We start from the raw sequence: 25,896 nt of genomic DNA, 5'->3' as shown, positions 1-25,896 counted from the left end.
CGCAGTTCGAACTCCCGAGGATGTTGATGCGACTTCGACGACCGGCCGCCACCGCGCTGCTGCTGACCGTGCTGGGCGCATCGCTCGCCGCGTGCGGCGGCTCCGACGACGAATCGAAGGTCGCCCAGGCACGCTCTTCGGCGTATGCGGCGTTGAGTTCGTCCTCGCAGGCCGCCGCCGCGCAGAGCAGCTCCAACCGGCCCGGGATCCCGAGCGCCGCGGAGCTGGACTCGCAGATCAAGCGGGCGCTGGACCCGAACCTGCCCGACAGCGAGCGCACCGCGCTGATCGAGGACGGCGAGGCGTTCAAGGACGCGATCCCCGACATGTACAAGGCGCTGGCCGACAATCCGCGCGCGGTGTACGGGGTCAAGGACCCGGTGTTCGACAACCATGACGGCACCCTGACCGCGACGCTGAGCCTGGACAAGGACGGCACCGGCACGAACGTGCGCACCACGGTCGTGCATTTCGTGGCCAAGGACGGGCACTGGAAGATCTCGCGCACGGATCTGTGCGGGATCCTGCGGTCGGCCGACTACAAGACCGCGGCCTGCGGCTGATGCTCGAGGCCGGATCCCTGCGGTGGGGGCGTCTGATCCACCGCTTCCGGTTCCTGGTGTTCGCCGTGTTCGGCCTGGCCGTGCTGGTGTCCGGGTTCTATGGGCGCGACCTGGGCGATCATCTGACCCAGGAGGGCTGGTTCGACGAATCCAGTCAGTCGGTGGCGGCGTCGAAGCTGGCCGACTCCACCTTCGGCCGCGACACCGACGCCGACCTGATCGCGATCTACACCGCCCCGGCGGGGATGACCGTCGACGACGAGCCGGTGCGGTCGGCGGTGGCGGCGGAGTTGACGCGGTTGCGCACCGAGCACGCCGACCGCATCCTCAAGATCGATTCGTATTGGGACGGCGCGCTGATGGGACAGTTCGCCGACGCCTCCCGCACCCACGCCTTCGCCAGTATCGGGCTGCGCGGTGACGGCGGCACCGACACCGTCGACAACTATCTGGCCATCAAGAACGAATTCCAGGCCGGGACAACCGGTTCCGGGCCGGGCGGCACCACGGTGCAACTGGCCGGGCTGCAGCCGGTGGTGGAGGGCATCAACACCGGCATGCAGCGCGATATCGAGCGTGCGGAGCTGATCGCGCTGCCACTGGTGGCGATCCTGCTGTATTTCGTGTTCGGCGGCGTGGTGGGGGCGCTGCTGCCGGTGCTGATCGGCGGCATGACGATCCTGGGCAGCCAGGGCATCATGCGGCTGCTCACCAACCATCTGCAGGTCAATGTGTTCGCCTCGGCGGTGGTGACGCTGGTGAGCCTGGGCCTGGCCATCGACTACGGGCTGTTCGCGGTGACCCGGTTCCGCGAGGAGCTGGCGGCGGGACGCAGCGTGGAGGAGGCCACCGCGCGGACCATCGCCACGGCCGGGCGCACGGTGTTGTTCTCGGCGGCGATCATCGCGGTGAGCCTGGGGGCGTTGTTCATCTACCCGAACGGGGTGCTGCGGTCGGTGCCGTTGGGCGGTATCTCCTCGGTGCTCCTGGCGGCGGTGCTGTCGGTGACGGCGTTGCCGGCGGTGTTGTCGATCGTGGGGCCGCGCATCGATCTGTGGGGCTGGCATCGGCTGGCCAGTATCCGCACCGCCGAGCAGATCGATCGCGGATTCTTCTCGCGGCTGGCGGTTTTCGCGATGCGCAAGCCGTGGCTGGTGATCGTGCCGGTGGTGTTGATGCTGCTGGCGTTGATCCTGCCGTTCCGCAGTATCGAGTTCGGTGGGTTGAGTGAGCGGTATCTGGCCGCGGACAATCCGGCGCGGGTGGCGCAGCAGGACTTCGACCGGCTGTTCCCGCATTTCCGCACCGAGCCGCTGAAACTGGTGGTGGTGGGCGCGAATGCGCAGCAGCTCTCCGATCTCCGCTATGAGGCCAACCAGCTGGTCGGTCCGCGGATGACGGGTCCGTTCGATCCGGCCGCGCCGACCAAGGATCAGGTGACGGTGCTGGCCAGCGGCCTGTCCGACAAACGCGACGCCGACTCGGTGATCGCGGCACTGCGCTCGATCCCGGCACCGGACGGGGTCGTGGTGATGGTGGCGGGCGTGCCCGCGCTGGAACGCGACAGCATCCAGGGGTTGATCAAGGGCCTGCCGCTGCTGGTGCTGATCCTGGTCGCCGCGGCGATCGCGTTGATGTACGCGGCGTTCCGGTCGCTGGTGCTGGCGATCAAGGCGGTGGTGATGAGCGCGCTCAGCCTGGGCGCGACACTGGGCGTGCTGACCTGGATCTTCGTCGAGGGGCACGGGGCGCGACTGTTCGACTTCACCCCCGGCCCCCTGATGTTCGCGGTACTGGTGCTGATCGTGACGGTGCTGTTCGGCCTGTCGACCGACTACGAGGTGTTCCTGCAATCCCGCATGGCCGAGGCACGCGCCTCCGGCGCGGATGCGCCCGAGGCGATCCGCTACGGCATCGCCCACACCGGTGGCGTGATCACCTCGGCGGCCGCGATCCTGATCGTGGTGACCGGTGCGTTCGGGTTCTCGGATCTGGTGCTGATGAAATACATTGCCTACGGCATGATCGCGGCATTGGTGTTGGACGCCACCGTGATTCGCATGCTGTTGACTCCTGCGGTGTTGAGGTTGGTCTGGCGATGAGCGTGCTCAAGGGCGCGAACCTGCTGTTGATGTTCCTGCTGGAACTGGGGGTGCTGGCCGCGGGCGCGTGGTGGGGGTTCACCGTGTCCGCGCCACCGGCGGTGCGCGTCGTGGCGGGGCTGGCGGTCCCGGCGGTGTTCATCGTGGTGTGGGCGCTGTTCGGCGCGGCCAAGGACGCACGGTTCCCGCAGACCGGGTGGCGGCGGATCGCCCTGGAAGTCGTGTGGTTCGGCGCGGCGGCGGTGCTGCTGGGCCTGGCGTGGACCCCGGTGGCCGGGATCGTGTTCTTCGCGATCTGGGTGGCCAACGGCGTCCTGCGGCTGGTGTGGGGTCAGCAGCAGCTCTGACCCCGCCCTCGGGCGCTCAGCCCCGGACGGGCAGCACCAACTGCGCGCCGGTGACCGGGTGGTCGAACACGTCGACCGGATGCTGGTAGACGCGGGTGAGCAGTTCGGCGGTGAGGATCTGCCGTGGCGGGCCGTCGGCGGCGATGCGGCCGGCATCGAGCACGGCGACGCGGTCGGCGTAGGCCGCGGCGACACCGAGGTCGTGCAGCACGACCACGACCGCCGCGCCCGCGCTGGCGCGGTCGCGGGCCAGGCGCAGGACCTGTTCCTGATGACCGAGATCGAGCGCGGCGGTGGGTTCGTCGAGCAGCAGCGTCGCGGTGTCCTGGGCCAGCACGCGGGCCAGGGCGACGCGGGCGCGTTCACCGCCGGACAGCGCCGGGAACGGGCGCGCGGCGAAACGTTCGACGTCGGTGGCCGCCATGGCCGCGGCGATGGCCCGCTGGTCGTCCTCCTGACGCGCGGTCCGCGCCCACGGGGAACGACCCATAGCGACGACGTCGCGGGCGCTGAACGGGAACCCGACGGTGTGCGACTGGGGCAGCACCGCGCGGCGGCGGGCCATGTCCAGATGCGTCCAGTGCGTGAGGGCGTGCCCGTCGAGTTCGACGCTGCCGCCACTCAATTCGAGCTCCCCGGCCAGCGCGGCCAGCAGCGTCGACTTGCCCGCACCGTTCGGACCGACCAAAGCCACGATCTGCCCGGCGACGACATCGAAGTCGATGCCGTCGAGCACGGTCCGGTCGCCGCGTTTGGCGCTGACCTTGCGGGCGCGCAGGGTCGCCGCACCCGGTTCGGGTGTCTCCGGCAGGGCGGGGGTGCGCCCGAAGATCGTTGTGAGCTCGCGTAGGCCGCTCATGCCCAGCCTCCCGATCGTGAGCGGGTGCGGCGCAGCAGCCAGAAGAAGAACGGCCCGCCGACCAGTGAGGTGATCATGCCCAGCGGCAGGTCCGCGTTGTGGACCAGGGCGCGCGCGCCGATGTCGGCGGCCACCAGCACGACCGCGCCGACGATGGCCGACAGCGGGATCAGCACCCGGTGGCCGGGCCCGACCAGCATGCGCACCAGGTGCGGCACGATCAACCCGACGAACAAGATGATGCCGGTGAACGCGACACCGGCGGTGGCCAGCACCGCGACCACGACGATCACGTTGCGCCGCAGCCGTTCCACGTCCACGCCCAGATGCCGGGCCGCGGACTCGCCCAGGGCGAGCAGGTCCAGGCGTGGGGCCATCCAGATCGCGGCGGCCAGCCCGAGCAGCGTCAGCGGCCACACCACGTTCACCGACTGCCAGGTGGCGCCGTTGAGGCTGCCCATCTGCCAGAACACGATCTGGTCGCGCGCCGCGGGCGACGCGGAGAACAGCAGGAACGAGATCAGGCCGCCGGCGAAGGCGTTGATGGCGACACCGGTCAGCACCAGGGTCACCACTTCGGTGCGGCCGTTGGAGCGGGCCAGCAGATACACCAGCAGTGTCGTGGCCAGTCCGGCGGCGAACGCGCCCGCCGCGACCGACCAAGCGGCCACGAACGCGCCCCCGGCCACGATGACGGTGCCCGCACCGACCGCAGCGCCCGCGGACACGCCGATCACGCCGGGTTCGGCGAGCGGATTGGCGAACACACCCTGCAACAGGGCGCCCGCGGTGGCCAGGGCCGCGCCGACGAGCATGCCGAGCACGACGCGCGGGAACCGCACCTCCCACAGGGTCACGTACCCGGCCGGGTGGGCGGGCATGGGACCCCAGTCCAGGCCGATGCGGTGCAGGAACGCGCCCGCGACCTCGGCGGGGCTGGTCGGCACCTGGCCGATGGCCGCCGAGATCAGCGCCAGCGCCACCAGCGCGGCCAGCGCACCGGCGAAGATCACCGTGTTGCGCGACCACGTGCGGCGAGCGCTCGGGACCACCGCGACCGTGGTCGCCGGCTCCTCCGCGGTCACCGGCTCCTCACCGGGGGGAGCTGCCTCGTGGCCGGACCCGGCCTGCGTCTTCGCCGCACCCGCCGGTGTCTGCTCGCCAGTCCCGCCGGTCGAGCGCTCGGCCGGGCCGTCCTGGGCGCGGGGCGCCGGGCCGTCGGGCTCCGCATCGGCGGGACCGTCATGGCCCGCGTCGGCGGACACATGGTGTGCCGAGTCGGCCGCACCATCGTGTGAATCGCCGGGGCCGAGCGCGGTGGCAGCGCCGTTGCGCGCCGCGGTGCGGTCGTCGGGTGTGTTGTTCGGTGAATCCATGTGGGGGCCTTGGTTGTCGGCCGCTCCGGGGCGCTCGCTCATGCGGCGGCGGGGCCGTAGACGGCCTTCACGAGGGCCGACAGCACGCGGCCGGTGTTGGGGCCGAAGGACAGCAGGACGGCATCGGACATGTCGATGACGCGCCGGTCCCGTCCGGCGGGGGTCTGGGCGATGCCGGGGACCTTCTCGAGGCCGTCGACCCCACCAACCGACGCCAGACCGTCGCTCATCAGCAGCAGCGCGTCGGGGGCGGCGGCGATCATGGCCTCGCTGGTGATGGGCAGGAAGTCCTTGGTGATGCCCGACGCGGTTCCGGCGTCGATACCGCCGATGGCGGTGATCAGCGAGTCGGCGCCCGAGCCGGGTCCGGCGATCATGGTGATGGCGGCGCTGCGCAGGTACAGGAACGCGATCTTGGGTTTGGCGTCCTGATGCGGCACCGAGGCGATGGCGGCGTCGATCTCGGCGCGGGTGCGCTGCCCCAGCGCCTTGCCCGCGTCGGGCACGCCGAGCGCGGCGCCGACGGCCTCGATCTGCGGGACGACTCCGGCGATGGTGCGTTCGGTGTCGAAGTAGACGACGGTGATGCCCAGGGCGCGCAGCTGGTCGCGCAGGGCGGGGGTGACGGTGGTGGTGTCGGTGAGGAACACCGTGGGCCGCAGTGCCGCAACGGCTTCCACGCTCAGGGTGCCGCTGCCCGAGGACACGGTGGGCAGCTCGCGCACGGCGGGGAACGCCGCGGAGTTGGAGCGCCCGATCAGTTTCGAGCGCAGTCCGAGGGCGACGACGGTCTGGGCGAGGGTGCCGTAGCGGTCGGCGGCGATGATGCGGGAGGTGTCGGTGACGGTGACCGGGGTGCCGTCGAAGGAGGTGACGGTGACCGGCAGCGTGGCAACCGGTTCGGGACCCAGCGTGACGGGGTCGAGGTCGCCGATCTCGGCGGTGACCGGTCCGCGGCCGCCGGTGCTCGTGGTGCCCGAGCCGCAGGCGGTGACCCCGGCGACGAGACCGACACCGAGCAGCAGGATCACCAGCGTGCGGGCGGCGGTGTGGGCATTCACGAGACACCTCATGCAGGCAAGGCTAGCCTGGCTCATTCTGTGCGTGCGCTCACGTCTCCGAGGGCCGCGGCGATGGCGCGGGGAAGTTCGAGGGTCTCGGCGGCCAGGATGCCGGTGAGCTGCCCGATATCGCGGGCTCCGACCAGCATCGAGGCGACCGCGGGCTGATCGCGGATCCAGGCCAGCGCCACCGCCAGCGGCGAGGTCCCCAGCCCGTCGGCGGCGGTGACGACCGCGTCGACCACCCGCACCGCCCGGTCGTCGAGATGCGCGGTGATCTCGGCGGCGGTCGACTCGTCGGCGCCGCGCGAATCGGCGGGCACCCCGTCGCGGTATTTGCCGGTGAGGATTCCCCCGGCCAGCGGCGCGGTGGCGATGACACCGATGCCGTGATGCTGTGCGGCGGGCACGAATTCGTGTTCCACGCCGCGCGCCAGCAGCGAGTAGGGGGTCTTCGCGGCGGTCAGCGGCGCGGCGGCGGCGAGGGTGGCCAGCTGCCAGCCGTCGTAGCCGCGCGCTCCGGCGTAGCGCACGCGTCCCGAGCGCACCGCCCACGACAGGGTGTCGGCGATCTCCTCGAGCGGGGTGTGCGGGTCCCAGGCGGCGACGGTCCACAGGTCGAGGTGGTCGGTGCCGAGCTGGGTCAGGGTGTGATCGAGCTGGCGGCGCATGGTGCGCCGGGAGGCGTCCACGGTCCAGCGCACCGCGGCGGGCGCGTCGGCGGCGGCGTCGCTGAGTATCGGTGTGTATCCGGCACTTCCGGACAGCACCAGGTCCTCGCGGCCGACTTCGGCGATCAGCTCGCCGAGGATGTGCTGGGCGGCGCCGTCACCGTAGGCCGGGGAGGTGTCGACGAGGTTGCCGCCGGCTTCGACGAAGGCCAGCAGCTGGGCCGCGGCGTCCTCGGCGTCGGTCTCCCTGCCCCAGGTGTGGGTGGCCAGCCCGAGCCTCGACACCCGCAGTCCGCTGCGGCCGACCGTCCGTTGTTGCATCACCGCGCTTGCCCTTTCGTCACACGCGTCAGCCTAGGCGCACCGGCGTCCCGCGCCCGGCTACGGCCCGCGCCGAGCGCGGCGAATTCCGGCGCGTGCGAGCCGGAACCCGATTTCACCCGGGGGTATCGGGCCCGCCATCGCCGCCCGGTAGGGTCGCAGCGTTGCGGCGGGGCGCGAACGCCGCGCCGCCGGCGGCCCGGGGCATCGAAATGCTCACCGGGAGCTGATGATTCGGGACTGGAGGCTGCGTGGGCGAGTCGATGACGTGGGTGCAGGCACTGGTGCTGGGCCTGGTGCAGGGTCTGACGGAATTTCTGCCGATCTCTTCCTCGGCGCATCTGCGGATCGTCTCGGCGGTGTTCTTCGGCGATGACGCGGGCGCGTCGTTCACCGCGGTCACCCAGCTGGGCACCGAGGCGGCGGTGCTGGTGTACTTCGCCAAGGACATCTGGCGGATCCTGGTGGCCTGGTGCACCACGGTGTGGATGAAGGTCGCTGGGCGCCAACGCGATTCGGTGCCGCTGCACGAGCGCGCCACCACCCAGCTGCCGGTGCTGACCGAGGACGGCTCCTTCACCTACGGCCCCGATCCCGACACCCAGCGCGAACTGGACTACCGCATCGGCTGGTATGTGATCATCGCCACCATCCCGATCGGGGTGCTGGGTCTGCTCTTCAAGGACCAGATCCGTACCGGCGCACGGAATCTGTGGCTGATCTCGATCATGCTGATCGTGTTCGCGCTGGTGATCGCGGCGGCGGAGTACTACTCGGGCAAGACCTACGGGCGGGCGCGCCGACCGATCGAACTGCTCACCACCCGCGACGGCCTGATCATGGGCCTGGCCCAGTGCCTGGCCCTCATCCCGGGCGTGTCGCGTTCGGGCGCGACGAGCTCGGCGGGCCTGTTCTGCGGTCTGACTCGTGAGGCGGCGGTGCGGTTCTCGTTCCTGCTGGCCATCCCCGCGGTGCTGGCCTCGGGCCTGTTCAGCCTCCCCGATGCCTTCGAACCCGCTGGTGAGGGCCTCAACGCGTCGGGCCCGCAGCTGCTGGTGGCCACCGTGCTGTCGTTCGCGGTCGGTTACGCGTCGGTGGCGTGGCTGTTGAAGTTCGTGGCGCGCCATTCCCTGGACTGGTTCGTGGGCTACCGCATCGTGCTGGGGTTGACGGTGATCGCGCTGCTGGCGACCGGCGTCGTGTCGGCGACCTAGTCGGTAGGCTGTCCCGGTGACGGTGATCCTGTTGCGGCACGGCGTGTCCACGTCGAACATTGCCCGCACCCTGGCCGGGCGCAGCGCCGGCGTCGATCTGACCGACCGTGGCCGTGAGCAGGCCGCGAGCCTGGTCGAGCGGCTGGGATCGCTGCCGATCGAGCACATCGTGTGCTCGCCGCTGCTGCGCTGCCAGCGCACCGTCGCCCCCCTCGCCGACAAGCTGGGCCTCGAGGCCGACCCGGATGAGCGGCTGCTCGAGGTCGACTACGGCGACTGGACGGGCAAGGCCCTGGCCGACCTGGTCGCCGAGCCGTTGTGGAAGGTGGTGCAGCGGCAGGCGTCGGCGGCGCGCTTCCCCTCGGGTGAGTCGCTGGCGGAGGTGCAGTTCCGTGCCGTGTCCGCTGTGCGCGAACGGGATCGGCAGTTCGCCGAGCGGCATGGTAGCGATGTGTTGTGGATTGCGTGCACGCACGGCGATGTCATCAAGTCGGTGCTGGCCGACGCGTTCGGCCTTCACCTCGACGGCTTCCAGCGGATCGTGGTGGAACCGGCGTCGATCAGCGTCGTCCGCTACACCCCGAACGCCCCCTATGTGTGGCGGCTCAATGACACGGGTACCGATCTGTCCGGGTTGGCGGCGATTTCACCGCGAACAGGCGGCGAATCGCGCTCGGGGCCGGTTCCCGGCGGAGAAACGGGTACCACCGACAGTACGGATAATGGGGCTGGCGAACGCCCCGATTCATCAGTGTGAGTGAACCGAATGGAGGTGCAATGGGCCGGGCAATCCATATCTTCCGCACCCCCGATCGTTTCGTCGCCGGCACCGTCGGCGAGCCGGGCGACCGCGCGTTCTACCTGCAGGCGGTGCAGGAGCCGCGGGTGATCAGCGTGCTGCTCGAGAAGCAGCAGGTGAAGGTGCTGGCCGATCGGATGGGTCTGCTGCTCGACGAGGTGCAACGGCGCTTCGGGACCTCGGTGCCCCCGCAGGCCGCCGACGTGGCCGACACCGCGCCGCTGGTGACGCCGATCGACGCCGAATTCCGGGTCGGCACCATGGGTTTGGGCTGGGACGCCGACGCGGGCGCGGTGGTGGTGGAGCTGTTGGCGATCACCGAGACCGAGGTCGACGAATCGGTGGTTCTCGACGACACCGAGGAGGGTCCCGACGCGGTGCGGGTGTTCCTGACCCCGGTGCAGGCGCGGGAGTTCGCGTTGCGGTCGGCGCGGGTGATCGCGGCGGGCCGCCCGCCGTGCCCGCTGTGCGGGGAGCCGCTGTCCACGGCCGGGCACATGTGTGTGCGCACCAACGGCTACAAGCGCGGCGACATCTTCGGCGCCACCGAATCCGATGACGACTCCGACGACGAGGACTGATCCGGTGTCGGCCTCTGACAGCCCCGCGGTAGACCGGCCGTGGCAGACCGCCGAGTTGACGGTGATCGGCCAGGTCACCACCGCCAGCAACGTCACCCTGGTGTGCGAGGCGGGTGCGGGCGGGCAGCGGGTGGTGTACAAGCCCGAGCGTGGGGAGCGGCCGTTGTGGGACTTCCCCGACGGCACCCTGGCCGGGCGGGAGGTGGCCTCGTATCTGGTGTCGCAGGCGCTGGGATGGGGCGTGATCCCGGAAACGGTGTTGCGGGAGGGCCCTTTCGGGCCCGGCATGGTGCAGCGCTGGATCGACACCGCCGAGGACGAACCGAGTCCGGGTCTGGTGGATCTGTGCCCGGTGGGCGCGATCCCCGACGGGTATCGGGAGGTGTTGCGGGCGTTGGATCCGGGCGGGCATCCGGTGTCGCTGGTGCACGCCGACGACGAGCGGCTGCAGCGTATGGCGGTGCTCGATGTGCTGATCAACAATGCCGACCGCAAGGGCGGGCACGCCCTGCTGGGTCTGGACGGGCGCGTGTACGGGGTGGATCACGGGATCTGCCTGCATACCGAGCCGAAGCTGCGCACGGTGTTGTGGGGGTGGGCCGGTGAGCCGGTGGCGGACGAATTGCTCACCGACATCACGGTTTTGGTGAAGGCGCTGCCCGGGGAGCTGGGTGAGCGGCTGGCGGCGTTGATCACCGACGCCGAGATCGACGCGCTCGAGGCGCGGGGGCGGGCGTTGCTCGACGAGCCGGTGATGCCGCTGCCCGCCAGTCAGCGGCCGATTCCCTGGCCCGCGTTCTGACCCCTGCGTCGCGGACACCCCGGCGTTCTCGTCGCGCTGATTGCAATCATTGACACCGCCGGGTCGGCGACTAGGGTGCAGGTCGGCCCGGTCGGGCGCGTGTCGTGGGGCACACCGGTGCGGGGGCGGCGACGTCGCGGCCCGATCCCAGGGATAACCTCGAATCATGCAGTCCTGGTCCGATACCGCTGTCCCGACCGTCCCCGGATCCGGACCAGCGTTGCGTTTGTTCGACACCGCCGACAAGCAGGTGCGCCCGGTGACCCCCGGCGCGACCGCGACGATGTACGTCTGCGGCATCACCCCCTATGACGCCACCCACCTCGGCCACGCCGCCACCTACCTGACCTTCGACCTGGTCAACCGGTTGTGGCGCGACGCCGGCCACGCGGTGCACTACGTGCAGAACACCACCGATGTGGATGATCCGCTGTTCGAGCGGGCCGAACGCGACGGCATCGACTGGCGCGAGCTGGGCACCCGCGAGATCAACCTGTTCCGCGAGGACATGGCGGCGTTGCGGGTGATCCCGCCGCGCGACTACATCGGCGCGATCGAGTCGGTGCAGGAGGTCGTGGACCTGGTCGACAAGCTGCTGGCCTCGGGCGCGGCGTACGTGGTCGAGGACCCGCAGTATCCCGACATCTACTTCCGCCACGACGCGACCGAGCAGTTCGGCTACGAGTCGGGCTATGACCGCGACACGATGGACCGGTTGTTCGCCGAGCGCGGCGGGGATCCGCAGCGGCCGGGCAAGCGCGATCCGATCGACGCGCTGTTGTGGCGGGCCGAACGGCCGGGTGAGCCGTCGTGGCCGGCGCCGTTCGGGGCGGGCCGCCCGGGCTGGCACATCGAGTGTGCGGCGATCGCGCTCAACCGTCTGGGCAGCGAGTTCGATGTGCAGGGCGGGGGCAGCGACCTGATCTACCCCCACCACGAGTACTCCGCCGCGCACGCCGAGGCGCTGGTGAAGGGCCGCCGCTTCGCCCGGCATTACGTGCACGCGGGCCTGATCGGGCTCGACGGCGAGAAGATGTCGAAGTCGCGCGGCAATCTGGTGTTCGTGTCCAAGCTGCGCGCGGCGGGCACCGATCCGGGCGCGATCCGGCTGGGCGTGTTCTCCGGGCACTACCGCAGTGACCGCGAGTGGTCGGATGCGGTACTGGCCGAAGCGGTTTCGCGGCTCGCGCGGTGGCGTTCGGCGGTGGCGCTGGACTCGGCTCCCGATGCGACCGACACGGTGGCGCGGGTGCGTCGGCACCTGGCCGATGACCTGGACACCCCCAAGGCGCTGGCGGCGCTGGACGCGTGGGCACAGCAGGCGCTGGCCTACGGCGGCCCCGACACGACGGCTCCGGCGTTGATCACCGACACCGTCGACGCGCTGCTGGGCATCGCCCTGTAGCCGCACTGCCGCGACGAACCGACACGCGAGCCCGGATGTCCGGGCTCGCGCGTTCTTGTCTGCGGTGGGCGTGTTAATGAGTCGACCGGGCGGTGGCGGACGGCGCATCCTGGGGAGCGGTGTGTCGTCGGTCGTGAGGAGGGCTGTTCGGTGGGTGCGGCGGAGTCCGGTGTGGACGGGTTGGCGGTGGGCGCGGCGCGGTTCGCGCGAGCGACGGCCCGGCTCGACGAGTGCGCGGCGTTCTATCGGGAGATCGTCAGTCTGACACAGCTTTTCGCGTTCTCCGATCACGCGGGCTACAGCGGGTTCGTGTTCGGGTTGCCGGGGTCGCGCGCGCAGCTCGAGCTGGTGCGCCGTGACGACGCGCCCGCCCCGCCGCCGGTGGATCCCGAGGACGCGGTGGTGCTGTATCTGCGCGGCGGGTTCGAGGCGTTGCGTGAACGGCTGGCCGATCATGGTGTGGCCGAGGTGATTCCGGACAATCCGTATTGGGTGGCGGCGGGCGCGTTCGCGGTGCTGGACCCCGAGGGCTGGATGCTGATCGTGGTGCCGCCCGAGGACGATGCGGACGCGGTGCGGATCGAGGAGTTCACCGGTGATCGCGACGAGATCGCGTGGTCGTTCCGGATGGCCGAGGACTCCGAGCCGCTGCTGGCCGGGTATATCGGGCGCGGGCGGGTGTGGGTGGCGCGCAACGCGCGCGGGGAGGCGGTCGGCCATATCCAGGCGGCGCCGGAGGCGGATGAGTCGACGTGGGAGATCGTCAATACCGCGGTGGTGCGCCCGTTGCGCGGGGCCGGGGTGGGGCGGCGGATGATCGACACGGTGGTGGCGGCCGCGACGGCGGCGGGAGTGCGGCGGCTGGAGGTGGCGACCGCGACCGCCGATGCCGGGAATCTGCGCTTCTACCAGCGGTGTGGGTTCCGGATGACGCGGATCGTGCCGGATGTGTTCACCGCGGCGGCCGGGTATTCGGAGCTGGCGATGGTCGATGGGATCCGGATGTTGGATCAGGTCTGGTTCGCCCGCGAGTTGTGAGTCGTATTGGGGTCTCCGGCCCCCTCACCGGCCAACTGGTCTTACCACTTGACCACCAGTCCGTGGCGGCGCACACTGATCGGCATGGCATGGACCCCCGTGGTGAAACGCTCCGTCGCCGGTGATGTGTTCGAACAGATCACCGCGGAGGTGCTCAGCGGCGAACTGGCGGCCGGCAGCACCCTGCCCAGCGAACGGCAACTGGCCGAAGCGCTGGGCGTGTCACGACCGGCGGTGCGGGAAGCGCTGCAACGACTCTCGGCGGCCGGACTGGTCTCGGTGCGCCAGGGCGAGGCGACTACGGTCCTGGACTACCGTCGCAGCGCTGGACTCGAGGTGCTGCCGCGGCTGCTGCTGCGGGGCGCGACCATCGATGTGGCCGTGGCTCGCAGCGTGCTCGAGGCGCGCCTGCACAATGGGCCCAAGATCGCCGAGCTGGCGGCCGCGCGTGTGGGCGCGCGACCGGACCGCCGCGACGTCACCGAGGCGTTGCGGGCGCTGGACGCGACGACCGAGCGGCTGGCCGCGTCCGCTGATCCGCTGGACCAGCAGCTCATCGCGCTGGAGTTCTGGGATCACATCCTGGATCTGGCGGATTCGATCGCCTTCCGGCTCATGTATTCCATGCTGCGCGCGGCCTACGAGCCCGCGCTGGGGGCGCTGGCTCCGGTGATGTCGGCCGAGGTGGGCAATATCGACGCCTACCGCGATCTGGCCGCCGCCATCGGCGCGGGCGAGCCGGAGCGGGCCGCGGACCGGGCGCGCGCCCTGCTCACCCCCGCGACCACCACCCTGCTCCACGCTCTCGACCAGGCGTGACCCGACCACGAGGTACGACCATGACCGATCCCAAGACCACTGCCGGACGCGCACTGCGCCGCGACCTCACCGTGGCGGCGGCGGCCCGCGAATTCGCCCGGCACCCCTCGCCGTGGATGATCGGGGTCACCCTGGTGGCCGCCCTCACGACACGAATTCTGCTGGGCGACTGGCACCTCGTCGACGCGATCATCCCGCTGGCGATCGTGGCGCTGTTCCCGGTGTACGAGTGGGTGATCCACGTGACGATCCTGCACTGGCGGCCGCGCGCGCTGGGCCGGTTCACCCTCGACAGCGAACTGGCCCGCGAACACCGCAAGCATCACGCCGATCCTCGCGCGATCCCGCTCATCTTCATCCCGACCCGGTCGCTCGCGGTGGTCATCGCCGCTGTGGTCGCGGTGGCCCTGCTGGTGTTCCCCCGGATCGAGGCGGGTCTGACGTTCGTGCTCACCATCACCATCGTCGGACTGATCTATGAGTGGACCCATTACCTCATCCACACCGACTACAAGCCCAAACACGCCGCCTACCGGTCGGTCTGGCGTCACCACCGCCACCACCACTACAAGAACGAGCACTACTGGTTCACCGTGACCACCGCCAACACCGCCGACCGCCTGTTCGGCACCGCCCCCGACCCGGCCACCGTCGCGACCTCACCCACCGCCCGCCATCTGCACGGCTACTGACCCGCTCACGGGCGGCGAACCACGAGCATCGGTCGTGGCGCCACCCGTGGTGGCCGGGCCGTGACCGCGCCCGAATTGTGAACCGACATTCGCGCCCGAAATCTGGTGGGGTGCGAAGTTGCGCCGACTCTTCCCGTGGCAGGTGAACGGCCGATACCGTGAGGGCCGGATGGTGTGGACCCTCAGCGAGGAGGTGGGCCGTGAGTACGGTGCCGGGTTTCGATCGTGTGCGTGCGGTGCTGGAGCAGGGACTGGGTAAGGGCGCGTCGCTGCGCGAACAGGTGCGTGCCGGGGGCCGGTTACTGGACACGGTGCGCCGCGATCCGCGGATCGTGGCGGAGTTCATCGCGGGCGTGACCGGCCAAGGGGTGCCCGTGGAGGCCGCGCCGGTCGAGCACACCCTGCCCGAGGGCCTGTCGGACTATCTGCGCACCGCGCACGCGCATCACGATCTCGAGACCGGCGCGGCGGCGACGCTGGCGTATCTGGCGCAGTTGCAGCGGCTTCCGGAGTGGGTGAGTTTCCACGCGGGCTGGCGTGGGCAGGCGCCGGGGCCGGCGGCCATGGGCGTGGAGTACACGCAGGTGGCCAAGTTCATGGGCATTCCCGCCGATGTGCAGTGGCTGGTGACCGAGGTGAGCGACTCGCGGGTCGGGTTGCGCGGGCACGGCCCGCAGGGTTTGGGCCTGGGGTTGTGGATCACGGTGGTGCCCAACGGTTCCGGGTCGAGCGTGTACATCGACGCGGGGTTGTCGGGGCAGCCGATCGAGGGCCCGCTCGGCGGCACGGTGGCCCGCGCGCTCGGTGACGCGTTGACCGAGTCCCTGGCGGGATTGCCGGCGGTGCTGGCGGCGGCCGCGCCGGGGTCGGGGCGGGCGGAGCGGAAGGCGGTGCGGCACCGGGCTTCCGGGGTGGTGTTGGCGCCGACGACGCCGGTGCTGGTGGGGGTGGGCCAGATCGTGCAGCGCACCCCCGACGCGTCCTGGGCCGATCCGTCGCGGTTGGCGGTGCGGGCGTTGCGGGCCGCGGCCGCCGACACCGGGCTCGGGGACGGGTTGCTGGCGCGCGCGGACGCGGTGTTCGCGGTGTCGCCGACGTCGTGGCAGTACCGGGATCTGGGGGCGCTGGTGGCGGCCGCGGTCGGCGCGGACGGGGTGGACACGGTGCAGTCGAGTCCGTTCGGTGGTGACGGCGGCCAGTTGGTGATCAACGAGGCGGCCGCGGCGATCGCGGCGGGCGACTACGACCTGGTGTTGGTGACCGGCGCGGAGGCCGGGGCGACGCAGGCGGCGGCACAGCGGGCCGGGGTCGAGGTGGCGTGGCCGGTGCAGGACGTCTCGGTGTCGCCGACGCGGACGGTGGGGATCGACAAGGCGGCCAACAATGCCGCGGAGTCCGCGGCCGGGTTGCAGGCCCCGATCAATATGTACGCGCTGCTCGAGTCGGCCCTCCGGCACCGGTTGGGTCGCACGCCGGCCGAGCACGCGGCCGCGGTGGCGGAGTTGTGGTCGCGGTTCTCGGCGGTGGCGGCGGCCAATCCGCAGGCCTGGCAGCCGCAGGAGTTCACCGCGACCCAGATCGCGGCGGTGACCGAGACCAATCGGATGATCTCGGCCCCGTACACGAAGCTCGAGTGCGCGAATCTGACGGTGGATATGGCCTCGGGCATCATCGTGGCCTCCGCCTCCGCGGCCGAGGCGGCGGGTATCCCGCAGGACAAGTGGGTGTTCCTGCACGCGGGCGCGTCGGGCACCGATGAGTGGTTCGTCAGCGAGCGTGCCGAATTGGCGGCGTCTCCGGCGATCGGGGCGCTGGGTGCGGCGGTATTCGAGCATGCCGGGATCACGGCCGAGGATCTGGGCCCGGTGGACCTGTACGCGTGTTTCCCGGTGGCGGTGCAGATCGCGGCGCGCGAGCTGGGTTTGCCGGTCGACGACCCGAAGCGGCCGCTGTCGGTGACCGGTGGGCTGACCTTCGGCGGCGGTCCGGGCAACAATTACGGCGGGCACGCGGTGGCGTCGCTGGTGGGCCGGTTGCGCGCCGAACCCGAATCCTTCGGTCTGGCCACGTCTCTGGGCTGGTATCTGACCAAGCACGCGATGGGCGTGTATTCGGCGACCCCGCCCGCACAGCCCTACCGGCATCTGACTCCGGTGATCGAGCATCCCCCGGCCCGCCCGGCGCGCACCGGCTACGACGGCGAGGCCGTGGTGGAGGCCTACACCCTGCCCTACGGTCGTGACGGTCTGCCCGAGGCCGCGATCGTGAGCCTGCTGACCCCCACCGGTGATCGAGTGCTGTTGCGTTCCACCGATTCCACGCTGGTGACCGCGTTGGCCGAGGACGACTGGCTGGGTCTGCCGGTGACCGTGGCCGGTGACACGATCACCCCGGTGGCCGCGCAGCGTCCCGAGTCGGGTTCGGGCGCTGAGGAATCGGGCGCTGAGGAATCGGGCACGGGGGAATCGGGCGCGGAGCCGGTGTCGAGTACCGCGGGGGTGGCGCGGGTGCCGTTGCCGCCTCCGCCGCCCGCGCCGGTGCTGATCGAGCGCCGCGGCCACATCATGATCATCACGATCAATCGCCCCCACGTCCGCAACGCGATCAATCTGGCGGCGGCGCTGGGTTTGGAGCGGGCGATCGACGCCTACGAGGCCGATCCGAACGCCCGGATCGCGATTCTGACCGGTGCGGGCGGCTATTTCAGTGCCGGCATGGATCTCAAGGCGGCCGCGCGCGGTGAGGTGCCGGTGACCGAGAAGCGCGGCATCCTGGGCATCGTGTCCCAGCCGCCACGCAAACCGCTCATCGCCGCGGTGGAGGGCCCGGCGCTGGCGGGCGGCTGCGAACTGGCGTTGGCCGCGGATCTCATTGTCGCCGCGAGTGATTCGACCTTCGGCATCCCGGAGGTCAAGCGTGGTCTGGTCGCGGTCGGCGGTGGGGTCCTGCGCCTGTCGCAGCGCCTGCCCCGCGCGATCGCGATGGAGCTGTCGTTGACCGGTGATCCGATCTCGGCGGCGCGGGCGGCGGAGATCGGGTTGATCAATCAGGTCGCCGAACCGGGCAAGGCTCTCGATGCCGCGCTGGAGTTGGCGGCGCGGGTGGCGGTGAACGCGCCGTTGAGTATCGATGCGAGCAAGCAGATCATCGAGCAGGCCCCGGATTGGTCGGTCGCCGAGGCGTTCGGCAAGCAGGGTCAGGTGGCCGCGGCGGCGCTGTCGTCGATGGACGCGGGTGAGGGGATGCGCGCGTTCGTCGAGAAGCGTCCCCCGGTCTGGCAGGGCCGCTGACTTCGAGCCCGACGTGGGCGGTTCGGCGACCGGCGGTCGGTGACCGCCGTGGGAGCCGGATTCGCCTGTCGCTCTGGGCATGTCGCTCATCGGTGGCGGGGTGATGGACGCGGAACTGCTGTTCTCCCCGTCCCTGTTGCAGCGCCTGATCCGGCGCGCCCTCGACACGCCCGCCGAAACCGTCTCTGCCCCCGTGGATCTGACGCCACGCAAGCGGGATGTGCTGGGCTTTGGTCGGTGAGGGTGTCAGCAATGACGAGATCGCGGCGCGTCTGCATCTGGGGGTGACGACGGTGAAGAAGCACCTGGTGCGGTTGATGGACAGGACCGGGTGTGACAACCGGGTGCGGCTGGCGGTGTTCGCGGTGCGCCGCACCCGGTGACCCGGGGTCAGGCGTTGTGGAGGGCGCAGACGGCGTCGGCGAACATGGTGGCCTTGATCGCGCCGAGGGTGTCGTGGTCTTTGGCGCCGATCGGGCCGAGCATGGCCAGTGCGGTGTCGGTGAGGGTGTCGAGGTCGCCGATAGCGTCGACGAGGTCGTAGGCCAGGGCGTCGGGTCCACCGAAACGGCGGCCGGTCGTCATGGACGCGATCGCCGATTTGGGCGTGAGTTTGGCTTGGATGAGCGCGGACATGCCGCGGGTGAACGGGATGCGGATGTCGGCTTCGGGGAAGCAGAAGTAGCCGCGGTCCTCGCGCATCACCCGGTAGTCGTGGGCCAGAGCGAGCATGGCGCCGGCCCCGAAGGCGTGTCCGGGCAGGGCGGCGGCGGTGGGCAGCGGGAAGGTGAGCACGCGCGCCAGCAGCGACTGGACTTGCGCGACATACCATTCGGCCCGCTCGCCATTGCTGGACAGCCAGTCCAGGTCGAGGCCGTTGGAGTAGAACTTGCCCGACGCGGTGGTGACCAGCGCGTGGGCGCCGTCGGCGAGGACGGTGTCGAGGTGTTCGCCGACGGAGGTCAGGAATTCGGGTGAGAAGCGGTTCTCGTCGCCGTCGAGGTCGAGGACGGCGATCTTGTCGCGGTAGCTCACAGTGGGCATGGGGTTCCTTCGCGATGTGGGTCAGGCGGGTGCGGGCCCGATGTCGAGGACCGCGCGGACGGCGGCCCGCAACTGCTGTCGGGCCACGGGATTATCGAGCCGGTCGCGGTCGAGCAGGATCGCTGTCGGCAGGTCGACCAGGCAGATGGTGAGGGTGTCCACGGCGTGGGCGTCGCGGCGCCGCCAGAGCCGGTGGGCGAGGGTTTTCATCAGCTCGACCAGGGTTTTCTGGGTGGCCGCGAGTTCGGTGCGGACGGTGTCGGGCAGGTCGTCGCCGAGCAGGTCGTCGCGGCGGACGGTGAAGAACAGCTGGGTCGACATCGGGTGGCGGGCGGCGAATTCGGCGGGGGCTTCGGCGGCGGCGATGACCGCGTCGATGCCGTCGCCGGCGGCGGCGACCAGGTCGGCTTGCAGGGCGAGGAAGCGGTGGGCGGCGCGAATCCAGGTGCGGCCCAGCAGTTCCGCGCGGGAACCGAAGGTGTGGTAGAGCGCACCGTTGGAGACGCCGGTGGCGGTGGCCACGGCGCGGATGGTGACCGCGGCGGGTCCGGAGCGCACGGCGAGCGCTTCGGCGGCGTCGAGCACCCGGTCGGGGTCGTGGGTGCGGGGGCGGGGCATGCACCGACCATAACAGAGCACTTGCTCTGTTATGAAGGGGTGAATTCGGACCCCAGCGCTGTCGCCGGGGTCCCGGTGTCACGGCAAGAGGTCAGGCGGGACCGGGTTCGTGGACGCCTTCGGCCAGGTCGGGTGCGTACATGCGGTCGATATCAGCGGCGTACTTCTCGGCGATCGGTCTGCGCCGCAGCTTCATGGTGAGGGTGATCTCGTCGCCGCCGGGCTCCCAGAAGGTGGGCAGGATCGTGAATCGCTTGATCTGTTCCACGCGCGAGAGTTTCGCGTTCCCCGCGGCGATGCCGCGCGCGATCTCGGCGATCACCGTCTTGTCGGTCGCCAGTGCCGCCGCCGAGGCGTCGGGTAGGTCGCGCTGGGCGGCGTAGGGGGGCGCGGATTCGGCGTCGAGGACGATGAGGGCGGTGTTGTAGGCGCGGTTGTCGCCGATGGTGGCCAGCGCCCCGATGAGCGGGGCGGCGGCTTTGATGGTGTTCTCGATATTGGCCGGGGACATGTTCTTTCCCGCGGAGTTGATGATGAGTTCCTTCTTGCGGTCCACCACCCGCAGATACCCGTCGGCGTCGCAGGTGATGATGTCACCGGTGGCCAGCCACCCGTCCGCGTCGAGGGTGTCGGCGGTCTTCTGCGGCTCCTTGCGGTATTCGCGCATGACCAGCGGCCCCCGCACCAGGAACTCACCGTCCTCGGCGATCCTGGATTCCAGGCCGGGTAGCAGCCGCCCCACGGTGCCCAGCCGCGCCTGCGCCGGTGGCGCGACACTGACGATGCAGGTCAACTCCGACATGCCCCACACCTCCGAGATCGGAATGCCGAGCCCGAAGAAGAAGCCGAGGGTTTCCGCCGGGATCGGCGCGGCACCCGAGAGCGCCCATTTGAGTTGATCCAGGCCCAGTTTGGCGCGCAACGCCCCCAGCACGGCGGCGTCGGCGCGCGCCCATTCCTGCGCCGCCCCGTCAGCGAGCGGCTGCCCGGCCAGGTGGGCCGCGGCCTTGCGCGCGGCCACCTCCAGCGCCCACACCAGCGCCGCCTTCCGGGTGGGATCGGTTTCTGCGGCGACCGAATACTCCACGGCCGCTTTGAGTTTCTCCCACACCCGCGGCACCGCCCCCCAGATCGTGGGGTGCACGTCGGCCAGCGCGGCACCGAGCTGGGTGCGGTCGGGGACGACGGTGATCTGGGTGCCGAAATACTCGTGCAGGTACAGGCCGGTGACACGGTCGGCCATGTGCGCGGTCGGCAGGAACGAGGTGATGCGGTCACCGAACTCCACCGGCATGACCGAGGCGTAGGCGCGGCATTCGAACGCCAGAGCAGCGTGGGAGATCTCCACGCCTTTCGGATTGCCGGTGGTGCCGGAGGTGTAGCAGAGGGTCACGATGTCCTCGCCGGTCACCGCCTGCCAGGTGGCGTCGAAGTCGAAGTCGCTGCGCCCCAGCTGTTTGAGCTGCGCCACGCTCAGGGTGCCGGGCGCGGGGGTGTCCACGCACACGATGGTCTGCATGGGCACCCCGCACGCGCGGATCCGGTCCACGTACTGCGCCTCGCACACCACGACCCGGTTGCCGGCATTGCTGAACACGTAGTGCAGTTGCTCGGCGGACAGGGTGTTGTACACCGAGAACGAGGTGGCGCCGGTGTGCTGGGCGCCGACCTCGAGGGGGTAGAACTCGACGCGGTTGGCCATCATGAACGCCACCGTGTCCCCACGGCCCACGCCCAAAGCGGCCAGGCCCGCGGCGATCTCGCGAACCTGGGCGGCGTAGTCGCGCCAGGTGAGGGTCACGGCGCCGCCGATCGAACGGACCGCGATCGCGTCGGGGTCGATCGCGGCGGTCGCCTGGAACACTGCGGGTGTCGTATTCGGTTCGCTCATCACCATTCTCGATCCACTCCCACCGTCGAAGCCTTCTCAGACGGTAAGACGGCGCGTGGGCGTGGCGGGGCCGAATGACGACACCCGACGCGTCAGGATTGCCCGGTTTTGCGGATGGCGGTGATGATGTCCGACAACTGCGCCACCACGCTCGCCAAACCGGTGGTGTCACCGCCGATCTGCACCGTCCGCAACTCCGTCGGAGTGGGCAGGTTGTCCACGATCGCGGGCAGCGCCTCGATCAGCTCCGCCTGCATGGTGGCGGCATTGCGACTGTTGGCAATATCGATACCGACCCGCTGCCGATCCAGCTCCAGCAACGCGGCCTCGTGCGCGACCCGGGTTTTGGCCTGCGCCAACGCCAGATCGGCTTCCTGACGCTGCGCGACCCGCTCGGCCTCGCGGCGGGCATTGTCGAGCTTCTCGGCGTGCTGTTCGCGTTCCAGCCGCAGCGCGTGCAACGCCGACTGCTGCGCCAGGTCGGCTACCTCCCGGTTCACCTCGTGCTCGCGTTCGGTGCGGCGCAGTCGTTCGGCGGATTCGCGATCGAAGGACGCGGCATCGTTGCGGGCGCGCAGTTCGGCCAGCTCCCGCTCGTTCTCGATGCGCCGCTGCTCGGCGGCCCGCCCCGCGGCGGCCTCCCGCACCGACACCGCTTCCTGCGCGTCGAGTTCGGCCAGGCGCGCGACCCGGTTCTGTTCGCTGCGGTAGGGCTTCTGCAGGTTCTCCCACAACGTGTTCGAGGAGACGACGGCCTCCTTGATCTGCACGGTCACGATCGACAAGCCCAGCCCGCGCGCACCGTCACCCGCGCCCTCGGCGACCGTGCGCAGCCGCGCGGTGAGCTCCTCGATGATGGGCTGCTTGTCCGAGAGCACATCACGGACCGCCATCGTGGACACCTTGTCCTTGATCGCGGCCTCGGCCTGCTCCCGCAGCTGCACGTTGACCAGCCGCATCGGATCCTCCGGATCGGAGAAGTCGAGTTTGCGGTAGGCGGTGGCGAAATCGTCGATGATCCACTGCACATACCCCTGCACCAGCACGCCCTGCAGTTCACTGCAGATGCAGTAGGCGTTGATCAGGATCGTCTGGATCGCGCCGGGCACCACCAGGTAGGAGTCCTTGGTCGGATCGAACCGGAACGACACACCCAGACCGATGTGCAGGGGCTCGGCCGCGCCGCGGCGGGTGTGCACCACGAACGCGTTGGGCGGCACCAGCACCGTGCGCCACCGCCACCAGCCGCTGACCCGCACCTCCACCGGACCCTGCGGGGTGCTCTCGCGCACCGACCCCACGCGCCCGGCCCGTTTGGCCAGCGCGCCACGCGGACCCGGGGCGCCCGGCGGGATCGGCATCGCCGCGGGGGCGGGCGCGGACCGCGCGAACGCGGGCCGCAGGTCCTCCTCCAGTTCGGCCTGTTGTGCCACGACCTGATCGAGATAGCTGTTGTTCTTCGCCGCCATGGCGGGCAGGCTACCGGCGAAAGACCGTTCGGCCCACAGATATTCGCGCAGCGAACCACCAGCGATCGACGTCCGGGCGTGGGGGAGTGGCGCAGGATCCGAGTCGCCGGGGTGGGCGTGATCGCGCCTGCGCGGGATGCACATCGGTGAATCCCGGTGCGCACCGCCAACCGGCCCCATGATCGAACTGTCCGAGACGGAAATGCAGCGGGTCGCTGAGAGTGGTCGTCGAATTCCGGCCGCTGTTCGATGCGCTCACCCTCGGTCCGGGCGTCGGGCCCGCCGATACCTGAACACGCTTCTGGGGCTACCCGGCGGCCGGGCGGCCGAGAATGCCGTAGAGGAGCAGGTCCTCGAGAGAGGCGGCGAAGCCGTCGAGGTCGTCGATATCGCGAATGCACATGGCGAACAACGCCGCCCCGGCGATGGTGTCGAGCACCGTGTTCGGGTCCAGTCCCGGGCGGGTGTCCCGGCCGGGCAGGTAGTCGCCGAGCTCGTCGCGGGTGGGGGAGTCCAGGCGGGCGGACAGCTTCTCGTAGAGCCCGGAGTCCTCCCGCATCTCGGCCATGAGACCGGGCATGGCGGCGCGGGTCTCGGCGGACCCGAACAGCTGGATGGTGCCGCGGATGACCTTGCGGATCTCCCCGAGCAGATCCGGCGCCACCACCGCGGACCCGACGTCGGGGAACACCGCCTGCGCGATCAGGTGCGCTTTGGACGGCCAGCGGCGGTAGATGGCCGGGCGGGACACTCCGGCGCGGGCGGCGATGGCGTCGATCGATGTTGCGGCATAACCCTGTTCGACGACCAGGGCGCGGGCGGCGTCGAGGACCGCGGTGTCCACCGCCGGATCGCGGTGCGGGCCGAGCCGGTGGCGTGTGGTCACGGATTTCGTCCTTGTCGCTGCGGGCACGAGTCGTTACAGTCTGTCACAACTAAGTCGTTACGCTCTGTAACGGCTGAGGACTCGAGGAGGAGTCGTGTCAGCCGCCCCGCACATCCCCGACACCTATCGCCCGGTACCGCTGCTGGCCGGCAAGGTCGTCGTCATCTCCGGCGTCGGCCCCGGACTGGGCCACTCCCTGGCCATCGAAGCCGCCCACATGGGCGCCACCCTCGTACTGGCCGGACGCACCGAGAAACGCCTGCACGAATACGCCGACGAAGCCCGCACCCTCGGCGCCACCGCCCACGTCGTGCGCGCCGACATCACCGAGGAAGATCAGCGCCGCGCACTCGCCGAACGCGCGGTCGCCGCGGCCGGGCGCGTCGACTGCCTGATCAACAACGCCTTCGCCATCCCGCCCATGTACCCGATCACCCAGATCGACGTCGAAGCGCTGCGCGACGCCAACGAAACCAATGTGTTCGCGCCGCTGCGGCTCTCGGCCCTGTTCGCCGACGCGCTCGCCGCGTCCCGCGGGTCGATCATCATGCTCAACTCGTGCGTGTCCTACAGCTCGCAGCCCGAATACTCCGGCTACAAACTGTCCAAGGGCGCCCTCGCCCACCTGGCGTCCTCACTGGCCACCGAACTGGGTCCGCGCGGCATCCGCGTCAACTCCGTCGCCCCCTCGTATGTGTACGAGGACATCAACAAGGCCTACTTCGACTGGCTGGCAAGCCAAGCCGGGGTCACCCACGACGACATCTACCGGCAGAAGGCCGCACCCACCGACCTGGGCCGCCTCGCCGGACCCGAAGAGGTCGCCCGCGCCGCCCTGTTCCTGGCCAGCGACCTCGCCACCGCCGTCACCGGCCAGATGCTCACCGTCGACTGCGGCGAATTCCACCGATGAATCCAGGAGTCAGCATGACCACCAAACGCATCGTGCTGTGGGGGACCGGCGTCGTCGGCTCCATGGTGCTGGCCGAAATCCTGCGCCACCCCGCCTTCGAGCTCGTCGGCGTCGGCGTCAGCAACCCCGACAAGGTCGGCCGCGACGCCGGAGACCTGTGCGGGGCCGCGAAAACCGGTGTCCTGGCCACCGATTCGGTCGACGAACTCATCGCGCTGCGCCCCGACGCCGTCGTCCACTACGGGCCCACCGCCGCCTTCGCCGACGAGAACATGCGCGTCATCGGCGCATTCCTGCGCGCCGGCATCGACGTCTGCTCGACCGCCATGACCCCGTGGGTGTGGCCGCAGATGAAGCAGCTGCCCGCGGTGTGGCGCGACCCGATCACCGAAGCCTGCCAGGCCGGGGGAGCGTCGTGCTTCACCACCGGCATCGACCCCGGCTTCGCCAACGACCTGTTCCCGCTGACCCTCATGGGCCTGTGCGGTGAGGTGCAGTCGGTGCGCGCCTCCGAACTGCTCGACTACACCGATTACGAGGGCGACTACGAATTCGAGATGGGCATCGGCCACCCGCCCGAATTCAAAGCCCTGCTCGAACACCCCGACATGCTCATCATGGCGTGGGGCGCAACCGTTCCCATGATCGCCGCGGCCGCGGGCATCGAACTCGACGCCATCACCACCACCTGGGACAAGTGGGTCACCCCGACCGACCGTCCTTCCGCCAAGGGCGGCGTCAAAGCAGGCACCGTCGCCGCCATCCGCTTCACCATCAATGGCGTCTACAACGGCCGCGAGGTCATCACCCTCGAACACGTCAACCGCATCGGCCTCGACGCCGCCCCCGATTGGCCCGCCGGCACCAAGGACGACGTCTACCGCGTCGACATCCTCGGCAGCCCTTCCATCGCCCAGGAAACCTCGTTCCGCTTCACCGACGGCTCCGGCCGCACCCCGGCGGTAGCGGGCTGCTTGTCCACCGGCATGCGCGCCCTCAACGCCGTCCCCGCCGTCAACGCCCTCCCGCCGGGCTGGGTCACCCCCCTGGACCTCCCACTGATCCCCGGCTTCGGCACTATCCGCTGAACTGACGAACACTGCTGCTGCCGGGGCGAAATCTCTCACTTCGTCCC

Annotated in this window: 25 protein-coding genes; 16 read left to right on the top strand and 9 right to left on the bottom strand. The window is 70.3% G+C overall.

All coding sequences use genetic code 11. From position 1 onward, the window contains the following. The first annotated feature begins 26 nt into the window (after nt 1-26). The 3 genes from ABZ412_RS04515 to ABZ412_RS04505 are packed head-to-tail and all read left to right on the top strand — an operon-like array spanning nt 27 to nt 3,012. Nucleotides 27-563: a hypothetical protein gene (locus ABZ412_RS04515; RefSeq protein WP_357276271.1), complete on the top strand. Its 537-nt coding sequence runs from the start codon at nt 27-29 to the stop codon at nt 561-563. After that, on the top strand, nt 515-2,665 hold the full coding sequence (locus ABZ412_RS04510) for an MMPL family transporter (RefSeq protein WP_357276269.1): 2,151 nt from the start codon (nt 515-517) through the stop codon (nt 2,663-2,665). The genes ABZ412_RS04515 and ABZ412_RS04510 overlap by 49 nt, the downstream gene beginning before the upstream one ends. Beyond that, nucleotides 2,662-3,012 (top strand): YrdB family protein, encoded by a 351-nt coding sequence (locus ABZ412_RS04505; protein WP_357276266.1) that lies wholly within the window; start codon nt 2,662-2,664, stop codon nt 3,010-3,012. The genes ABZ412_RS04510 and ABZ412_RS04505 overlap by 4 nt, the downstream gene beginning before the upstream one ends. 16 nt (nt 3,013-3,028) lie before the next feature. Here the strand turns inward: ABZ412_RS04505 and ABZ412_RS04500 are convergent, their stop codons facing one another. The 4 genes from ABZ412_RS04500 to ABZ412_RS04485 form a co-directional block, all read right to left on the bottom strand. Beyond that, the gene (locus ABZ412_RS04500) at nt 3,029-3,871 is read right to left on the bottom strand and encodes a heme ABC transporter ATP-binding protein (protein ID WP_357276264.1); all 843 of its coding nucleotides are present in this window, start codon (nt 3,869-3,871) and stop codon (nt 3,029-3,031) included. Then, nucleotides 3,868-4,884: an iron ABC transporter permease gene (locus tag ABZ412_RS04495; RefSeq protein WP_357277126.1), complete on the bottom strand. Its 1,017-nt coding sequence runs from the start codon at nt 4,882-4,884 to the stop codon at nt 3,868-3,870. Before ABZ412_RS04495 ends, ABZ412_RS04500 begins: the two co-directional genes overlap by 4 nt. Before the next feature lie 401 nt (nt 4,885-5,285). Further along, nucleotides 5,286-6,320: an ABC transporter substrate-binding protein gene (locus ABZ412_RS04490; protein ID WP_357276262.1), complete on the bottom strand. Its 1,035-nt coding sequence runs from the start codon at nt 6,318-6,320 to the stop codon at nt 5,286-5,288. Between the two features lie 20 nt (nt 6,321-6,340). Beyond that, the gene (locus tag ABZ412_RS04485) at nt 6,341-7,300 is read right to left on the bottom strand and encodes an aldo/keto reductase (RefSeq protein WP_357277124.1); all 960 of its coding nucleotides are present in this window, start codon (nt 7,298-7,300) and stop codon (nt 6,341-6,343) included. A gap of 263 nt (nt 7,301-7,563) precedes the next feature. Here ABZ412_RS04485 and ABZ412_RS04480 point away from each other — a divergent pair, with 263 nt between their 5' ends. The 11 genes from ABZ412_RS04480 (at nt 7,564) to ABZ412_RS04430 (ending at nt 18,323) form a co-directional block, all read left to right on the top strand. Further along, nucleotides 7,564-8,514, top strand: a complete 951-nt coding sequence (locus ABZ412_RS04480) for an undecaprenyl-diphosphate phosphatase (protein WP_357276260.1) — start codon at nt 7,564-7,566, stop codon at nt 8,512-8,514. Nucleotides 8,515-8,530: 16 nt separating this feature from the next. Beyond that, entirely contained in the window at nt 8,531-9,271 is a 741-nt protein-coding gene (locus ABZ412_RS04475) for a histidine phosphatase family protein (RefSeq protein WP_357276258.1), read from the top strand. 20 nt (nt 9,272-9,291) lie between these two features. Further along, nucleotides 9,292-9,894: a DUF3090 domain-containing protein gene (locus ABZ412_RS04470; protein WP_357276256.1), complete on the top strand. Its 603-nt coding sequence runs from the start codon at nt 9,292-9,294 to the stop codon at nt 9,892-9,894. Continuing rightward, on the top strand, nt 9,869-10,696 hold the full coding sequence (locus ABZ412_RS04465) for an SCO1664 family protein (protein WP_357276253.1): 828 nt from the start codon (nt 9,869-9,871) through the stop codon (nt 10,694-10,696). The genes ABZ412_RS04470 and ABZ412_RS04465 overlap by 26 nt, the downstream gene beginning before the upstream one ends. Before the next feature lie 166 nt (nt 10,697-10,862). Then, nucleotides 10,863-12,101 (top strand): cysteine--1-D-myo-inosityl 2-amino-2-deoxy-alpha-D-glucopyranoside ligase, encoded by a 1,239-nt coding sequence (mshC, locus tag ABZ412_RS04460; RefSeq protein WP_357276251.1) that lies wholly within the window; start codon nt 10,863-10,865, stop codon nt 12,099-12,101. A 150-nt stretch (nt 12,102-12,251) separates the two neighbouring features. Beyond that, on the top strand, nt 12,252-13,139 hold the full coding sequence (locus tag ABZ412_RS04455; protein WP_357276248.1) for a GNAT family N-acetyltransferase: 888 nt from the start codon (nt 12,252-12,254) through the stop codon (nt 13,137-13,139). Between the two features lie 84 nt (nt 13,140-13,223). Then, on the top strand, nt 13,224-13,958 hold the full coding sequence (locus ABZ412_RS04450; protein ID WP_357276246.1) for a GntR family transcriptional regulator: 735 nt from the start codon (nt 13,224-13,226) through the stop codon (nt 13,956-13,958). Between the two features lie 20 nt (nt 13,959-13,978). Then, on the top strand, nt 13,979-14,650 hold the full coding sequence (locus ABZ412_RS04445) for a sterol desaturase family protein (RefSeq protein WP_357276244.1): 672 nt from the start codon (nt 13,979-13,981) through the stop codon (nt 14,648-14,650). 200 nt (nt 14,651-14,850) lie between these two features. Further along, nucleotides 14,851-17,940 (top strand): crotonase/enoyl-CoA hydratase family protein, encoded by a 3,090-nt coding sequence (locus ABZ412_RS04440; RefSeq protein ID WP_357276241.1) that lies wholly within the window; start codon nt 14,851-14,853, stop codon nt 17,938-17,940. Between the two features lie 79 nt (nt 17,941-18,019). Next, nucleotides 18,020-18,181 carry a hypothetical protein gene (locus ABZ412_RS04435; RefSeq protein ID WP_357276239.1) on the top strand — a complete coding sequence of 54 codons (162 nt, stop codon included), beginning with the start codon at nt 18,020-18,022 and terminating at the stop codon, nt 18,179-18,181. Further along, nucleotides 18,159-18,323 (top strand): LuxR C-terminal-related transcriptional regulator, encoded by a 165-nt coding sequence (locus tag ABZ412_RS04430; RefSeq protein ID WP_357276236.1) that lies wholly within the window; start codon nt 18,159-18,161, stop codon nt 18,321-18,323. Before ABZ412_RS04435 ends, ABZ412_RS04430 begins: the two co-directional genes overlap by 23 nt. Nucleotides 18,324-18,330: 7 nt before the next feature. Here ABZ412_RS04430 and ABZ412_RS04425 read toward each other — a convergent pair whose 3' ends face one another. From ABZ412_RS04425 to ABZ412_RS04405, 5 genes are all read right to left on the bottom strand, one after another. Continuing rightward, on the bottom strand, nt 18,331-18,984 hold the full coding sequence (locus ABZ412_RS04425) for an enoyl-CoA hydratase-related protein (RefSeq protein ID WP_357276233.1): 654 nt from the start codon (nt 18,982-18,984) through the stop codon (nt 18,331-18,333). A gap of 21 nt (nt 18,985-19,005) precedes the next feature. Continuing rightward, nucleotides 19,006-19,602 carry a helix-turn-helix domain-containing protein gene (locus tag ABZ412_RS04420; RefSeq protein ID WP_357276231.1) on the bottom strand — a complete coding sequence of 199 codons (597 nt, stop codon included), beginning with the start codon at nt 19,600-19,602 and terminating at the stop codon, nt 19,006-19,008. Nucleotides 19,603-19,693: 91 nt separating this feature from the next. Further along, entirely contained in the window at nt 19,694-21,499 is a 1,806-nt protein-coding gene (fadD11, locus tag ABZ412_RS04415) for a fatty acid--CoA ligase FadD11 (protein WP_357276228.1), read from the bottom strand. Nucleotides 21,500-21,585: 86 nt separating this feature from the next. Then, complete coding sequence (locus ABZ412_RS04410; protein WP_357276226.1) at nt 21,586-22,962, bottom strand: SPFH domain-containing protein; 1,377 nt, start codon at nt 22,960-22,962, stop codon at nt 21,586-21,588. Nucleotides 22,963-23,269: 307 nt separating this feature from the next. Continuing rightward, nucleotides 23,270-23,848, bottom strand: a complete 579-nt coding sequence (locus tag ABZ412_RS04405) for a TetR/AcrR family transcriptional regulator (protein ID WP_357276223.1) — start codon at nt 23,846-23,848, stop codon at nt 23,270-23,272. A gap of 94 nt (nt 23,849-23,942) precedes the next feature. On the opposite strand from ABZ412_RS04405, the gene ABZ412_RS04400 reads away from it, so the two are divergent. Next, nucleotides 23,943-24,761 carry an SDR family oxidoreductase gene (locus tag ABZ412_RS04400; protein WP_357276221.1) on the top strand — a complete coding sequence of 273 codons (819 nt, stop codon included), beginning with the start codon at nt 23,943-23,945 and terminating at the stop codon, nt 24,759-24,761. A gap of 14 nt (nt 24,762-24,775) precedes the next feature. Then, a complete protein-coding gene (locus tag ABZ412_RS04395) occupies nt 24,776-25,849 on the top strand; it encodes a dihydrodipicolinate reductase (protein WP_357276218.1) in 1,074 nt (357 codons plus the stop codon). The last annotated feature ends 47 nt before the right edge of the window (nt 25,850-25,896 follow it).

The sequence above is a fragment of the Nocardia sp. NPDC005746 genome, from assembly GCF_040630785.1.
Classification (GTDB): domain Bacteria; phylum Actinomycetota; class Actinomycetes; order Mycobacteriales; family Mycobacteriaceae; genus Nocardia.
The sequence above is the reverse complement of the archived record's forward strand: the minus strand, read 5'-3'. Positions and strand labels throughout refer to the sequence as shown.

Excerpts from the sequence above, each read along its gene's own strand:
- ABZ412_RS04435 (WP_357276239.1), top strand. The coding sequence starts at position 18,020 with ATGTCGCTCATCGGTGGCGGGGTGATGGACGCGGAACTGCTGTTCTCC.
- ABZ412_RS04515 (WP_357276271.1), top strand. The coding sequence starts at position 27 with ATGCGACTTCGACGACCGGCCGCCACCGCGCTGCTGCTGACCGTGCTG.
- ABZ412_RS04490 (WP_357276262.1), bottom strand. The coding sequence starts at position 6,320 with ATGAGGTGTCTCGTGAATGCCCACACCGCCGCCCGCACGCTGGTGATC.
- ABZ412_RS04410 (WP_357276226.1), bottom strand. The coding sequence starts at position 22,962 with ATGGCGGCGAAGAACAACAGCTATCTCGATCAGGTCGTGGCACAACAG.
- ABZ412_RS04485 (WP_357277124.1), bottom strand. The coding sequence starts at position 7,300 with ATGCAACAACGGACGGTCGGCCGCAGCGGACTGCGGGTGTCGAGGCTC.
- ABZ412_RS04465 (WP_357276253.1), top strand. The coding sequence starts at position 9,869 with ATGACGACTCCGACGACGAGGACTGATCCGGTGTCGGCCTCTGACAGC.
- ABZ412_RS04505 (WP_357276266.1), top strand. The coding sequence starts at position 2,662 with ATGAGCGTGCTCAAGGGCGCGAACCTGCTGTTGATGTTCCTGCTGGAA.
- ABZ412_RS04470 (WP_357276256.1), top strand. The coding sequence starts at position 9,292 with ATGGGCCGGGCAATCCATATCTTCCGCACCCCCGATCGTTTCGTCGCC.
- ABZ412_RS04480 (WP_357276260.1), top strand. The coding sequence starts at position 7,564 with ATGACGTGGGTGCAGGCACTGGTGCTGGGCCTGGTGCAGGGTCTGACG.
- ABZ412_RS04500 (WP_357276264.1), bottom strand. The coding sequence starts at position 3,871 with ATGAGCGGCCTACGCGAGCTCACAACGATCTTCGGGCGCACCCCCGCC.
- ABZ412_RS04445 (WP_357276244.1), top strand. The coding sequence starts at position 13,979 with ATGACCGATCCCAAGACCACTGCCGGACGCGCACTGCGCCGCGACCTC.
- ABZ412_RS04420 (WP_357276231.1), bottom strand. The coding sequence starts at position 19,602 with ATGCCCCGCCCCCGCACCCACGACCCCGACCGGGTGCTCGACGCCGCC.
- fadD11 (WP_357276228.1), bottom strand. The coding sequence starts at position 21,499 with ATGGTGATGAGCGAACCGAATACGACACCCGCAGTGTTCCAGGCGACC.
- mshC (WP_357276251.1), top strand. The coding sequence starts at position 10,863 with ATGCAGTCCTGGTCCGATACCGCTGTCCCGACCGTCCCCGGATCCGGA.
- ABZ412_RS04450 (WP_357276246.1), top strand. The coding sequence starts at position 13,224 with ATGGCATGGACCCCCGTGGTGAAACGCTCCGTCGCCGGTGATGTGTTC.
- ABZ412_RS04395 (WP_357276218.1), top strand. The coding sequence starts at position 24,776 with ATGACCACCAAACGCATCGTGCTGTGGGGGACCGGCGTCGTCGGCTCC.
- ABZ412_RS04425 (WP_357276233.1), bottom strand. The coding sequence starts at position 18,984 with ATGCCCACTGTGAGCTACCGCGACAAGATCGCCGTCCTCGACCTCGAC.
- ABZ412_RS04430 (WP_357276236.1), top strand. The coding sequence starts at position 18,159 with ATGTGCTGGGCTTTGGTCGGTGAGGGTGTCAGCAATGACGAGATCGCG.